The sequence below is a fragment of the Streptomyces malachitofuscus genome (assembly GCF_055571035.1).
The window spans coordinates 24,204-36,866 of record NZ_JBVIGA010000046.1; the positions used below are offsets into that span (position 1 = coordinate 24,204).

The 12,663-nt window shown below is 69.2% G+C and carries 13 protein-coding genes and 2 pseudogenes; 8 read left to right on the forward strand and 7 right to left on the reverse strand.

Annotated elements, in window-relative coordinates:
* Positions 1-529: 529 nt before the first annotated feature.
* A complete protein-coding gene (locus ACZ44S_RS37750) occupies positions 530-2,131 on the forward strand; it encodes a ricin-type beta-trefoil lectin domain protein (protein WP_466937743.1) in 1,602 nt (533 codons plus the stop codon).
* Between the two features lie 85 nt (positions 2,132-2,216).
* Here the strand turns inward: ACZ44S_RS37750 and ACZ44S_RS37755 are convergent, their stop codons facing one another.
* Together ACZ44S_RS37755 and ACZ44S_RS37760 are read right to left on the reverse strand one after the other, a co-directional pair.
* On the reverse strand, positions 2,217-2,372 hold the full coding sequence (locus tag ACZ44S_RS37755; protein WP_466937745.1) for a hypothetical protein: 156 nt from the start codon (positions 2,370-2,372) through the stop codon (positions 2,217-2,219).
* Between the two features lie 26 nt (positions 2,373-2,398).
* The gene (locus ACZ44S_RS37760; RefSeq protein ID WP_466937748.1) at positions 2,399-2,716 is read right to left on the reverse strand and encodes a hypothetical protein; all 318 of its coding nucleotides are present in this window, start codon (positions 2,714-2,716) and stop codon (positions 2,399-2,401) included.
* Between the two features lie 24 nt (positions 2,717-2,740).
* Here ACZ44S_RS37760 and ACZ44S_RS37765 point away from each other — a divergent pair, with 24 nt between their 5' ends.
* Entirely contained in the window at positions 2,741-3,010 is a 270-nt protein-coding gene (locus ACZ44S_RS37765; RefSeq protein ID WP_466937750.1) for a hypothetical protein, read from the forward strand.
* On the opposite strand, the gene ACZ44S_RS37770 is transcribed toward ACZ44S_RS37765, so the two are convergent.
* Together ACZ44S_RS37770 and ACZ44S_RS37775 are read right to left on the reverse strand one after the other, a co-directional pair.
* Complete coding sequence (locus ACZ44S_RS37770) at positions 2,996-3,355, reverse strand: hypothetical protein (RefSeq protein ID WP_466937752.1); 360 nt, start codon at positions 3,353-3,355, stop codon at positions 2,996-2,998. The two genes, ACZ44S_RS37765 and ACZ44S_RS37770, sit on opposite strands and share 15 nt — an antisense overlap.
* Positions 3,356-3,498: 143 nt before the next feature.
* Entirely contained in the window at positions 3,499-4,095 is a 597-nt protein-coding gene (locus tag ACZ44S_RS37775; RefSeq protein ID WP_466937755.1) for a TetR/AcrR family transcriptional regulator, read from the reverse strand.
* Positions 4,096-4,181: 86 nt separating this feature from the next.
* Here ACZ44S_RS37775 and ACZ44S_RS37780 point away from each other — a divergent pair, with 86 nt between their 5' ends.
* The 3 genes from ACZ44S_RS37780 (at position 4,182) to ACZ44S_RS37790 (ending at position 6,720) form a co-directional block, all read left to right on the forward strand.
* Complete coding sequence (locus tag ACZ44S_RS37780; RefSeq protein WP_466937757.1) at positions 4,182-4,607, forward strand: nuclear transport factor 2 family protein; 426 nt, start codon at positions 4,182-4,184, stop codon at positions 4,605-4,607.
* Entirely contained in the window at positions 4,604-5,452 is an 849-nt protein-coding gene (locus tag ACZ44S_RS37785) for an NmrA family NAD(P)-binding protein (RefSeq protein WP_466937759.1), read from the forward strand. The genes ACZ44S_RS37780 and ACZ44S_RS37785 overlap by 4 nt, the downstream gene beginning before the upstream one ends.
* 800 nt (positions 5,453-6,252) lie before the next feature.
* Positions 6,253-6,720, forward strand: a complete 468-nt coding sequence (locus ACZ44S_RS37790; RefSeq protein WP_466937761.1) for a hypothetical protein — start codon at positions 6,253-6,255, stop codon at positions 6,718-6,720.
* A 37-nt stretch (positions 6,721-6,757) separates the two neighbouring features.
* Here the strand turns inward: ACZ44S_RS37790 and ACZ44S_RS37795 are convergent.
* A pseudogene (locus tag ACZ44S_RS37795) lies at positions 6,758-7,102 on the reverse strand (sodium:solute symporter family transporter); the annotation flags it as partial.
* Between the two features lie 116 nt (positions 7,103-7,218).
* On the opposite strand from ACZ44S_RS37795, the gene ACZ44S_RS37800 reads away from it, so the two are divergent.
* The 3 genes from ACZ44S_RS37800 to ACZ44S_RS37810 all read left to right on the forward strand — a co-directional run bounded on the left by ACZ44S_RS37800 (position 7,219) and on the right by ACZ44S_RS37810 (position 10,145).
* Positions 7,219-8,226 carry an NADP-dependent oxidoreductase gene (locus ACZ44S_RS37800; protein ID WP_466937762.1) on the forward strand — a complete coding sequence of 336 codons (1,008 nt, stop codon included), beginning with the start codon at positions 7,219-7,221 and terminating at the stop codon, positions 8,224-8,226.
* The gene (locus ACZ44S_RS37805; RefSeq protein ID WP_466937764.1) at positions 8,223-8,996 is read left to right on the forward strand and encodes an SDR family NAD(P)-dependent oxidoreductase; all 774 of its coding nucleotides are present in this window, start codon (positions 8,223-8,225) and stop codon (positions 8,994-8,996) included. The genes ACZ44S_RS37800 and ACZ44S_RS37805 overlap by 4 nt, the downstream gene beginning before the upstream one ends.
* A 939-nt stretch (positions 8,997-9,935) precedes the next feature.
* Entirely contained in the window at positions 9,936-10,145 is a 210-nt protein-coding gene (locus ACZ44S_RS37810) for a hypothetical protein (RefSeq protein ID WP_466937766.1), read from the forward strand.
* 448 nt (positions 10,146-10,593) lie between these two features.
* Here the strand turns inward: ACZ44S_RS37810 and ACZ44S_RS37815 are convergent.
* Together ACZ44S_RS37815 and ACZ44S_RS37820 are read right to left on the reverse strand one after the other, a co-directional pair.
* Positions 10,594-11,414, reverse strand: a pseudogene (locus tag ACZ44S_RS37815) (SCO6745 family protein).
* Positions 11,415-11,477: 63 nt separating this feature from the next.
* Positions 11,478-12,317 carry an alpha/beta fold hydrolase gene (locus ACZ44S_RS37820; protein WP_466937768.1) on the reverse strand — a complete coding sequence of 280 codons (840 nt, stop codon included), beginning with the start codon at positions 12,315-12,317 and terminating at the stop codon, positions 11,478-11,480.
* Between the last annotated feature and the right edge of the window lie 346 nt (positions 12,318-12,663).

A 12,663-nucleotide genomic window follows, 5' to 3' on the forward strand; every position in this document is an offset into this window, starting at 1 on the left:
GTAGGGGGAGTGGGCGCGGGCGGAGTAGATCACCGCGGCCAGCCGTTCGCGCTGCCGGTGCGCCAGGGCGTCCGGGCCCTGCCGCTGCGTTCGGCGGCCTTCTCGGATCAGGGCGAGTGTCGATGTCATCACACCGCTCCTCCCGGAACGGGTGCGGGCTGCCAGAACGCGCAGTGGTGGTCGGCCGCGAACCCGGTCCGGGGCCGGCACCTGGATGCGGTCCCCGTCGGCCGTGTGGGGCGGCCAGGGCTCAGTCCCGGGCGCGTTGGGGTCGCCAGTGGCCGCGAGCGTGCCCAGTAGGCGGTCATCTCGGCAGCAGCATGCTTGGGACACCTACCACCCCGGCAACCGCAGACAGGCGTTCCCCAGGGGACGGTCCTCTGAGCCACCGAGACCATTTTGCCGTCAGCTCACGAGTTACCCACGGAAACCCTTTCCCCGTGACCTCCCCTGCGCCACCATGAGCCGTCATACCCGCCGGTACGTCAGGTCTGCGCGCGGGTCGCAAGGCTTGCAAGGAGGCGGCGGGATGGCTCGGGCCGACGACGTCAGGGATCGTGGCGGTGCGGAGCCCGGTCACGGGATCCACGAGGGCGCGTCCGACGCGCGGCTTACCGAGCTGCTGCGCGCTGACACGGCCACGGCGTATCCGGCGCTCCAGGAACTGCGCGCCCGTCATCATCCGCACGTCCTCGCCTACGCCAGGCTGTGCACTCCCAACGAGTCCATGGCACGGCAACTGGCGGCCCAGGCGTTTACGCTGGCGGCCCGTGAGACCGCCCGCGGAATCGACTCGGGCCTGCCCTGGCGCCACCAACTCCTCCTGCTGGTCGCCCGGTCGGCGGGGTCGTGGGCAGGTGACGGGCGGGCGGCCGGCCTGGACGCGGGGCTGTTGCTCGTCCTGAACTCGGTCGGCCCCTCCGGCCCTCTGCCCCCCATGCTCACGGCGTTTCAGTCCTTGTCTTCCCGTACTCAGGGCCTGATCTGGTACGGGATCGTGGAGCGGGAGCCTACGGAAAGCACGGCCGCCCTCCTCGGCCTGACCCGGGAGGACGTCACTTACGGCACAGACACCGCACTGCAACAGCTGGCGCGTGCATGCCTGCGTACCCGCCTCAGCGCCGCCGAGGACCCGGACTGCCCCGACTTCGGCCGCCTCATCGAGGAGTCCGTTCGGCCGGACAGCCCCCGCGACAGCGCCGATCTGCACGCCCACATGACGCATTGCCCGCACTGCACGACGGCATACGAGGAGCTGTCGGCCCTGCGGGACGCGCCGCGCACGGCGCTGGCCGAGGGGCTGCTGCCGTGGGGCGGCACGGCGTACGCGGCGGGTGACCCGGGGGAGCGGCCGGCCGGTGGCACCGCCGTGTGGCGGAGCGGGCCCCGCCCTGCCGGGGCCGGGCGGGAAATGGATGACGGGCAACGGGCACCGGATCGCCGGCGCACCGTGCTGGTGTCGGCGGTGCTGGGGGTGGCCCTCCTGCCGGTGGCGGTATTCCTGATGTCACAGAGCCGATCGCCGTCGCCCGACCCGGTGGGCGCGGTGAACACTCCGGTGAGCACACCGCCGGTGGCGGTGACGGTGACGGCCACTGTGTCGGCGACGCCATCGTCGCCCTCGCCCTCGCCGTCGCGGACCTCGAAGTCGCCCTCCCCGACGCGGAGTCCGTCACCGACGAAGACGGCGAGCCCGAAGCCGCCGCCCTCCTCGACGCGCCCTCTCTCCGGCTCGTTCGCGCAGGTTGTGAACGTCGCGTCGGGCCTGTGCCTGGACGTGAGTGGCGCCTTCTCCAACGGGACCGATGTGATCACGGCCCCCTGCTCGTCGTCACGCGCACAGCGCTGGCGCGTCGACGACGACCGTGGGTTGCTCCAGTCGGCCGCCAACCCCGACTTTTGCCTGGACAGCCGGGGAGCGACGCACCGGGGCGTCGGGATCTGGGGTTGCGACTCGGTGGAGGGCCGCAACGGCCGGAACCTGATGTTCGTGGTGGACGGGGACGGGCTGATCCGCCCCGCCATCGCCTTCGGCACGGCCGTCACCCCGGACGGCGGTGCTGGGGACGGGCTGTCGCTGGAGTCGGCAGGTGAAGGCACCGAGCAGCGGTGGCGGGCGGGGGCACCCTGATCAGACCTCGCGCATGTTGCGCAGTTCCATCACCGCTCGTCGGCGCCCTCGTTGTCGGAGCGGGCCGCGTCAACTGTTGGGGTCTTCAACGAGGCTGGCCGAGTGCTGCCGCCGGACGCAGGTTCTCCTCGAGTTCTTCGGCCAGGGCCGCGCCGGCCAAGGCCCGTCCCAGTGGGGGTGCCTGTTTGAACAGGTTGTGTCCGGCGGCGAAAGAGATTCGGTCGGCTTCCCAGACTGCCATGCCGTCACCGCTCCACGGCAGGCTTGTCACCCAGCAGTGCAGGTACTCGACGGGCTCGGGGTCGAGACGGGCAATGCGCGGGAGACGTACGCGCAGGAGCGTTCGTTGAGCGCCGCCAGTGCTTCAGGGTCCACGAAGCTGCCGTCCTCCCGCACCTCGACCGTTTGGCTGAGGCCCACCGCGTATCGGCTGTTGCCGGGGTAGGGGGCTGCGTAGACGCCGACCTCCCCGAAGTCGCCGCAGCTGTCCTGCAGGCAGGCGACCCGCCCCGGGGGCGCTCCCCTGACCTGGAAGGTGAGGCGGACGTGGGCTGCCGGCCGCCGCCCCCAGGCCTCGGGTGCCACCACCCCACCCCCACTTCCGCATACTTGTACGACCTGTCGGCGGTGCACGACGCGCACGCCCGGTTACGGTCCTGGCTGCCGAAGCCGAGCGAGCCGTACTACTCCCGCCAAGCCAACCCGCACCCGTCTGTCGTGCACGTCACGCTGGGCTGGTCCGTGGTCTCCTCCGCCGCCGTAACGGCCGGCTACGACACCACGTACAACGCCGTCGTCGAACAGGCCGTCAAGGACTCGGGAGTGGATTGGAGCATCGTGCGTCCTGGTGAGTTTGCGACGAACTCACTCCTGATATGAGGACCAGCGATCAAGGCAAATCGCCGAGCCGTGGAGCCCTTTCCTGACCAGATCGGGCATCCCATCCATGAGGCCGACATTGCCGACGTCGTCCTGGCCGACCTGCTCGACCCACGCCGCCGCGGACGGATCGACACGATCATCGGACCGGACAGTCTCACCAAACGCGAACAGGTTGCAGTGATCGCAGAAGCGATCGGAGAGCAGATCACGCTCGATGAGGTCCCCGCCGAACAAGCCCGCGCCTTCTACCGATCCCAAGGCGGCTTCGCGGCCGCGAACGCAGACTTTCTGTTCGGTTTCGAAAGCTACGACGGCGTCGAATGCATCACAGATGAACCCCATGACACGAGCGCCCCGGCCGACGATGCCTGTCCTTCGCCGCGGCGGTCACCTGAACGGCAGCGTCAGATGCACCCCGGAAGTCTGTCAGGACCACAGATCCCACCGATCAAGGACTCGCCCGATCCTCTATCGCTCCTCGGCGGTCACCCTTGCCGTGGGCCGGAGGCCAGGACGCTGGTGACGAAGCGCGCCAACTGTGCCCGCATCATTGGCCGCGGAATACGCTCTGCTCCGGCAAGGTGCTCGACGAGGTCGGCTCGTGTGGCGGCGAGCAGGGCGTGGGCGGTGAAGTCGCTGTCGGTCAGGCCGGGGATCTGCTCCAGTACGGCTCGGAGCAGGTTGTGCCACTGCTCGTAGTGTTCCGCCCGGTATGGGCTGCCGCTCGCGCCTTCCTCCAGAGCCAGCGCGAGGCGCCGGTTGTCGAGTTTGAAGCAGAGGACGGCGTCGAGCAGGGCGGGCACGCGATCCTGCGGTGGGGTCGTGGGTCCCAGGGGTGGCGGGCCGGCTTCGACGGCCTCCCTGATCGGTTCGAGCCGTGCCTCGTACAGTGCGCGGAGCAGCCCGGCGCGATCGCCGAAGGCCCGGAAGAGTGTGCCCTTGCCGACACCGGCCGCAGCCGCGACGTCGGCCATGGTGACGTCCTCGGGACTTTCATGGCGGGTGAAGAGGGCGTCGGCGGCCGCGAGAACGGCCTCCCGATTGCGGACGGCATCCTTGCGAGACGACTGGCGTTCGGGCATGCCGCTCCTTCCACTTGTAAAACGGACCCGTGGTCCATAACGTTGAAGCGGACCCAGGGTCCGGATTCTTTGACTGGAGGATACCCGTGTCCGCACCGACCTCCCCGGCGGATCTTTACCGCCACAGCCTGCGACTGCTGCTCGACAAGGACATGTCCGCGTGGGTCGCCCTGTGGGCCGACGACGGCCTCATGGAGTTCCCCTTCGCCCCCGACGGCTGGCCCCGGCGTCTGGAGGGCAAGGAAGCCATCGCCACCTACATGCGCCACTACCCGGACCACATCGACGTGCAGGACTTCCCCGACCTTCGGATCCACCGGACCACCGATCCACAGACCATCGTGGTCGAAATGCGCGGCGTCGGCCGTCTGGTGGGGAGCGACGCTCCCTTCGACATGACCTACATCGCCGTCGTGACCGTTCGAGACGGACACATCACCTCGTACCGCGACTACTGGAACCCGCTCGCCGTTCAGGAACCCGGCGCCGACTTCGCCGGGAGCAGCCGATGAACACCGTCGGCGCCACTCTGGTGATCGGTGCCACCGGCACCACCGGAAGCCGCACCGCCGCACAGTTGACTGCCGCGGGGCACCGCGTCAAAGCCGCCAGCCGCCGGGCCACCCCGGTCGCCGGCACCGACCCGGTCCCCTTCGACTGGTACGACTCCTCCACCCACACGGCCGCCCTCGACGGCGTCGACCGCGTCTACCTCATACCGCCCCTGGGTGACTCCGACCCCGCGGCAATCATGATGCCGTTCCTCCATCAGGCCGGCACCGTCGGCGTGCGCCGCGCGGTGCTGTTGAGCTCCTCGGCCATTTCCGAGGGCGGCCCGGCGGTGGGAACGGTGCACCAGGCCCTGCCCGGTCTGTTCGAACAGTGGGCGGTACTGCGGCCCTCGTGGTTCATGCAGAACTTCACCGGCACGCACGCGCACGCCCGTAGCATCCGCGACGAGGGCATCATCTGGACCGCCACCGGAAGCGGCCGGGTCGGCTTCGTCGACGCCGAGGACATCGCAGCCGTGGCCGTCCGCGCTCTGACCGACGAGCAAGCCCCCAACACCGATCTCCTCCTCACCGGACCCGAGGCACTCGGCTACGACGACATCGCCGCGATCATGACCGACGTCACCGGTCGTGCCGTGCTCCACCGCCGTCTGTCCTACGAGCAGATGCGCGATCGCCTCATGACGCAGGTGCCGGTGGAGTTCGCCGCAATGCTGGCCGGCATGGACCGTGCCATCGCCGAAGGGGCGGAGGACCGCATCACCGACACCGTCCAGCGCCTCACCGGTCGGCCCCCGCACACCTTCCAGGCCCTCCTCGAGAGGGAGATGCGATGCGGCAGTTGATGTTCCAGGACAATCAGCAGTTCTGGATGAGGAGGACGTCGTGAAGGGTGTCACCCTGTACGCCCCGGTCGGCCGGCGCTTCTCTTGATGCGTGACGGGCGCGGGACGCGCTGAACCGGCGCGGCTTCCAGAGTCGGGGCCCTCTGCCCGACCGGCCAGGCACGTTCACCCGGTCCGACGCCGTGCGGGCGGCGTGGCTCACCGCTGCAGGTGCCGTTGTTGCCATGAATGGTTCTCCTTGGTCGTCCAGGGCGTTGAGGGACGGTCCCTGACCGCAGCCGACGCAGCACGCAGTCGTGAGTCGTGGCTCTTGTCGACGTGCGGCTTCGCGGGTTTGAGCCGCCTTGGCCGCAGCGCGAGCGGATCGGTGAACGGGCCGACGGGGACCGTGGCCGGCAGGTTGCCTGTGGGGAACCCGCAGCTTCAGTGGGACAAGGGCCATCGCGACAGGCAGCGGCCGGAAGCTGCGAGGTCCTCGCACAGGGGCCGCTGACGCCGGACAGACTCCTTGCGGAGCCGGACGGTCCCATCCCTGGAACGAGACAAGCGTCCAGCTGTGGGCCGCGTGGCACCGGGTCGACCTGCGGCCCCTGGTGCCCTCGTTCCGCACCACCGTCCTGCGTACGAGCGGCATCGCACAGCCGTCCGAGCAGATGGCTGTCCTTGGGGCGCCACGGGGTGCGGCCGACGTCATGGCGGCCTGGACCACGAGGCGCGGGTCGCGCGACACGTCATCTCATTTGGTGAGTCTGTGCAACGATTCGTCGGCCAGTAGGAAGTCACGAGCGGGGCGAAGACCGATGCAGTACGTCAATCTCGATGCACGGGTCGGCGACCTGTCAGGGGTCTTGTACCCGGCTCGCTACCTGAGCCACCTCCCCTCGATCTCCGGCGATCTGCCGCCGGGCGCCCGGGCTTTCGCCACTCACGCGGACCACTACGACTTCCGCAGCAGGCGATGTGTGAAGGACCTGACTCTTCGGACTGTCCGGGGTGCCGGCGGTGAGGAGATGGAGGTCGTGTTCCAGCACAACTGCTGGAAGCACGACCAAGATCTGTTGATCCGCTACGTAGGGGTGTCCAGTTTCGTCATCGATCCCGTCGGCGAGGACCGAGGCACGGACCTCGGGACTGTGATTCTCGACGAGATTCTGCCGCACAGGGACGGCTGTAGCCACGAGATCGCCTGCTGGGACGGGACTCTCACCTTTGTCTGCCGTGACCTCCAGGCGACCTGGATCGAGACCGTCTGCTCCAGCAAGTCGTAGGCGCGACACGTCGTGGGTATTGTGGAGCGGCTGGTGCCGCCAGGACGTCGCCCGTGGTGAACTTGTCGGCGCTGCACAGGGGTTCGGCGAGCAGGGACATCAGCAGCACCAGGGGCAGTGCGGTGCTGACCGCGAGGACGTAGCGTCGTATCCGGCGAGCGCGATGATGGCGGTGGTGCCTCAGCACCGGGGCCGCGGAGATGTAGTCGCCCGCGATGGCCGGTTCGTTCTTGAACGGGGTGAGCGAGCGGTAGCCCGTGTAGAAGTTCGTCAGGTCGTCGCGGTCCGGTCCCGCCATCACACAGATCATCAGCGTGACGGTGACCTGGGCGGCGAAGAGGACGTGGACACCGGACTGCGTTCCGGAGCTGAAGTCGGTCATCTCGCCACCTCCGCGTCCCGGCCGGCGCCCGCGGGGTGGCTTGTGGTCAGTATCACGATCACAGACGTACCTACTGGTCGGTATGGTCACGGGGAGCCGCGACGACAGGAGGCACGATGTCTGCGACCAACCGCCAGATCCGTCTGGCAGCCCGCCCCAAGGGCGAGATCGAACCGAAAGACTGGAAGCATTTCGCGGGGCCCGTGGACGAACCGGGTCCGGGCCGGTTCGCGGGCCGGACGCGCGTCATCTCCCTGGACCCGGCGATGCGGGGCTGGCTGGACGACCGTCCCTCCTACCTGCCGCCGGTGGGCATCGGTGAGGTGATGCGCGCCGGGTCGGTCATCGAGGTCACCACGTCCAATCACCCCGACTTCCAGCCGGGTGATCACGTGGTCGGCACGTTCGGCGTCCAGGAGTACGTGGTCTCCGACGGCAGGGGCGCCATGAAGATCGACACCTCCCTCGCCCCGCCCTCGACGTATCTGGGCGCGCTGGGGATGCCCGGCATGACCGCCTACTTCGGCCTGCTGGACGTCGGGGCGCTGAAGGACGGCGAAACCGTCGTGGTGTCGGGGGCGGCCGGCGCGGTCGGCACCATCGCGGGGCAGATCGCGAAGGCCAAGGGCTGCCGGGTCGTGGGCATCGCCGGAGGGCCGGAGAAGTGCGCGTTGCTCACCGACGAACTGGGATTCGACGCGGCGGTCGACTACCGCACCGAGGACGTCAGGAAGGCGCTGCGCGCCCACACTCCCGACGGCATCGACGTCTACTTCGACAACGTGGGGGGTGACATCCTGGACGCCGCCCTGACCCGGCTGGCGATGCACGCGCGCGTCGTGGTGTGCGGTGCCATCAGTCAATACAACAACGCCACCCCGGTCAAAGGCCCCTCCAACTACCTCTCGCTGCTGGTGCGCCGCGCCCGCATGGAGGGCTTCGTCGTCTTCGACTACGCCAAGCGCTACGCGGAGGCCGCGCAGGACATCTCAGCCTGGATCGGCGCCGGACGTATCAAGGTCAAGGAACACGTAGTCATGGGAACCGTGGACGACTTCCCCGAGACGTTGCAGATGCTCTTCCGCGGCGAGAACGTCGGCAAGCTCGTCCTGGAGCTGGCATGACGGCGGCCGAGAGGGAGGCCGCGCTCCAGGGCAAGGTGGCGATCGTCACCGGCGGTGCCGGCGGACTGGGCCGGGCCACGGCGCTGGCGCTGGCGAAGGCGGGGGCGCGCGTCGTAGTCGCGGACCTCGACGCACGGGGCGGCCGTGAGGTGGCCGAGATGATCGACGGCCACTTCCGTGCCTGTGACGTCTCCGACCTCGAGGCCAACCGTGCACTGGTGGACTTCGCCCAGCAGCGGTGCGGCGGCGTCGACATCGCGTTTCTCAACGCGGGGGTGGCGACCGGATGCGGCGTCGGCGAGGACTTCGACCTGCCTCGCTACCATCGTGCGATGGGGGCCAACCTCGACGGCGTGGTCTTCGGAACCCATGCGGTGCTGCCGGCGCTGCGGGCCCGCGGTGGAGGATCGATCGTGGCGACCGCGTCCCTGGCGGGCCTGGCGGCGGTGCCGCTGGATCCGCTGTACGGGGCCAACAAGCATGCGGTCGTGGGACTCGCACGCTCACTGGGGCCGGCTCTCGCGCCTCACAACGTGCGCTTCAACGCCGTCTGCCCCGGGTTCGCCGAGTCGCGGATCATCGACCACCTGCGCGACATGCTCTCCGAGCAGCAACTGCCGATCATTCCGGCTGAGATCGTGGCGGACACGGTGCTGCGGATCATCACCGGCGACAGTACCGGAGAGTGCTGGTTCATCCAGGCCGGACGCGCCCCGGAGCCGTTCCGATTCCGTCACGTGCCCCGTCCGGGACAGCCCGTCGGCATCTGAGAAGGCTCACAGCAGTCCGTGTCCGCCACGGGCTGCCGGTGTCACTGCTCGGCGGCGGCCCGTGGCGGCGGCGGCTGCCCCGAACCGCAAGGGTCCGGGGCAGCGACACCGATTACCTCCCCAGCCGGTAGGCGGGGACCACGGCCTGGCCCAGCCCTCCGGGTCGAAGCCGCCCGTCAGTCCGGGCGTACCGCGAGTTGAAGCCGGGGTAACGAGTGGTGCCGCGCACACGGCCTGTGCGTGTTGACTTCCACGGCACTGGATCCCTTCGCACCCGGTGCTGGAGCAGTTGGGTGCGGCCTGGCGGCCGGCCCTGAATCTGCCGACACCCGTGATTCGCTGGGGCTGCTCGACCTGTTCGGTGACCTATCCGAGACCCCTACCCCTGGTTGGACCTACTGCGGCCCGGTCTGCCGTTCATTATGACCCCGCTACCGGGCTGTGGTTGGCCAGCCGCTGTCAGGACGTACGCCGGGTCCTGCTCGACCCCCAGCGTTTCCTCCCGGACAACGCCCAGCACGCCGTCAGCCCGCTGTCCGTGGCTGTGCTGCGGGTATCTGGCTCGCGTCGGCTCCACACTCCCGCCCGCGCTGGCGAACAAGGCCACCCTGAGCCGTTCCGGACTGCGCCGCGTGGTCACACGGTTCTTTACGTGTAGCGTGTCGCAACCGCCGTGCCGGTGATCGAGCGCATTGCCGACGAACTGCTCGACGGGGTACGGTCCCAGCTCGACTCCACTGACGGCTGCGACCTGTTCACTCATGCGCGCAGGTCCTCCCGTGCCGGGTGCTGAGGGAAGCCCTCGGTATCCAGGGCGTCGAACCGGCAGCTCCGATCCGTTGGAATGCCGCCTCGCTGGAGCTGTTCTGGGGCAGGCCGTCACTCGAACGCCAACGGGAATTGGCAGAGCTCGTGGCAGAGTTCCATCAGTGACTCACCGTGACCCTGCGCCGGGGCACGATCCCTGCCGGTTTGTTCATCGGGGCGCTTGCCCGCCACCGCATGCCCGACGGCACGTCACTGGACGCCGAGACCGCGGTCGCCGTGTGCCTCTTCTTCGTCGCCGGCCAGTCCACCACCGGGCAACTCACCGCCACCGCGCTACGCCGGGCACTGTGGAAGAGGTCTTGCGACACGAGCCGCCGGTGACCACCTGGCGCCGTGTGATCGCGCAGGCCGGCCGGCTGGGCGGAGCAGGACTGCCGGCCGGCGCGCAGTTGCTGTTGATGCTCATGGGCAGCGGATCCGAACCCGGAGGTCTTCCCACATCCGGAACGGATGTGCCCGAACCGGGCCGACATCCCCCACCACCTGGCTTTCGGCGCCGGTCGCCACCGCAGCCCGGGCGCGTCCTCGGCGCGCACGGAGGTGGCGGTGGCCCTGCCGGCTGCAGCACGCGGCCTTACGGACATTCGACCGGCCGCCGGGACGGCGGAGCCCCCATGGTCGGTCTGCTGTCGTTCAGAGCACCATGGAAGATGGTGGTGGAACAGGTATGAGCGGCACGGCACGCGCCTGCACCACACGGCCTCCTCTCAGGGGGTACTGCCACCAGCTCCAGCGGATGACGCACGAGGCGAAGGGGGACTCGGCTCGGTCAGCCGAGTTTGAGGAGGCCCGCGTCGACGACGGCGCGGCCGAAGGGGATTGAGAGTATGGCGAGACGCTCACAGTCGGCGTCACCGAGGGCGGCGTAGGCGGGAAGGGCCAGGCGGTCGGTACGGTCCTCGATGTGCCGGCGCAGCCGTGCGCCTTCCGGGCTGAGGGAATCACCGGCGAGGAGACCTCGCTCGCGTAGGCGCTCCTGGGTACCGGCCCACTCCTCCTCGGGCCACGCACGGCTCGCTTTGAGGAAGTCGACGGGAACCTCACCGGTCGCCGCGTGCAGAACCAGAGCCTCCAGACCCCCGATGCCCTCGTTCAGCAGGCACGCGACATGGCCGTCTCCACGGAACTCCCGGAGCAGCGTCTGGGCGTGCCACAGCTGCAGTACCGGCTCCTCCGGCCAAGGCAGCGCGGCATGAGCAGCGAACAGCGGGCGGCCATGGACATGTTCACCGGCCGCCTCGGCGGCCTGGCGGGTCAGCGCCAGGACTTCGTGCAAGGTGGGCAACTCGTGGATTCCCGCCCGCCGCAGGGCCTCGCAGGCCGCAGCGTACCGCGCGTCCAACACCTGCTGCGGCGTCGTCGCCTCCCAGGCTCCGTCGACCGCCTGCCGTACGACATTCGGGTTGAAGTTGTAGAAGGTCGAGATGACCAGCTCGGCGGATGCTCGGCCGAACGCGGCGCTCCGGGATGTAAGTATCCGGCGCGTCCGCTCAGGCCGAGGTCCGCGTACCGTCGCCTTCCCTCGGGGACGAAGTAGATCATCGCGTGGACGGGCTCGAGACGGCGCCAGGCCTCGCGTGCTGCCTTCATGGGGTCACCTCTTCGGAGAGTCGACGATCGGGGTACTCGCTGATCGGGGTACTCGCTGCCGGTTCAGAACTCGCCGTGCGCTCGCAGGTGTTCGAGCAGCAGGCGGCTCAGCGTTTCGGGCGCCTCCTCGGGGATCCAGTGGCTGATGCCGTGGAGGGTCTCGAAACGATACGGCCCCTTGACCCACCGCCCGGTTTCCTGAGCGGCTGCAGGGCCGAACGCGCTGTCCCCCGTGCTCCAGACGTACAGCGTGGGCACGTCGACGACGCCGATCGGGCCGTCGGGGCGGCCGGCCCGGTACCAGTTCAGCGCCGCGGTGAGAGCGCCCGGCCGGGACAGGCGGCGCACGTAGGCGTCCACACTGTCCTGCGGTGCCTTTCCGGCGTAGAAGCCGCGAAGCTCCTGGGCATCGTCGGCGAGCATGCGCTCCTCGGTCGCGGGTGTTTCGCGCCAGTCGATCATGTAGCGAGAGCGTGTGCGCTGGTCCTGGTCGGTGCGCAGGGTGGTGGCCAGAGCGCCGGGATGCGGGGTCGAGACAACCGTCAGCGTGCGTACTCGGCCGGGGTGGGCCTGCGCGGTCCACCAGGCCACCGCGCCTCCCCAGTCATGGCCGACCAGATCGAACGCCGCCCAGCCCAGTTCCTCGCTGATCGCGACCACGTCGTCGACGAGAAGGCCGATGCGGTAGTCCTCGGGGCGCCGGGGGCGGGCGCCGGGGGAGTACCCACGCTGGTCGGGTGCCACCACCCGGTAGCCCTGCGCCGCCAACGCCTCGATCTGCCGTTGCCACACCAGCCCCGTCTGCGGGAAGCCGTGCAGCAACAGCACCGGGCGACCCTCGGGCGGACCCGCCGCGATGACGTCGAACACGCCCGCACTCGTGGGGATGCTCAGTCGGGTCACGATCCACCTCTCCATACCAACTGGTCGGTAGACTTCCCGCAGGAGCGCGGGCTGTCAAGGGCAGCGGTTGAACGTGACGCCGAATTCAACTCCACCCGGGCCCTCATCACCGCAGTTGGTGTCAGGCGCCGCCCGCCGGCATCGACCCCGGCCCACCCAGCGCCGATGTCCGGCCGCGAAGCTCACGGGCGAACCGAACCAAGAGGAAACAGTGAGGCGACATGAGGGAATGTCGGCGACGGCTGAAAAGTGGTTCTGGATCACTTTCAGTGCTGGAGCCACGGAGGGTCACCACAACCGCGATCATGAACGGCTCCGCGCGGTGAGGAGGACTCGCTTGCGGAGC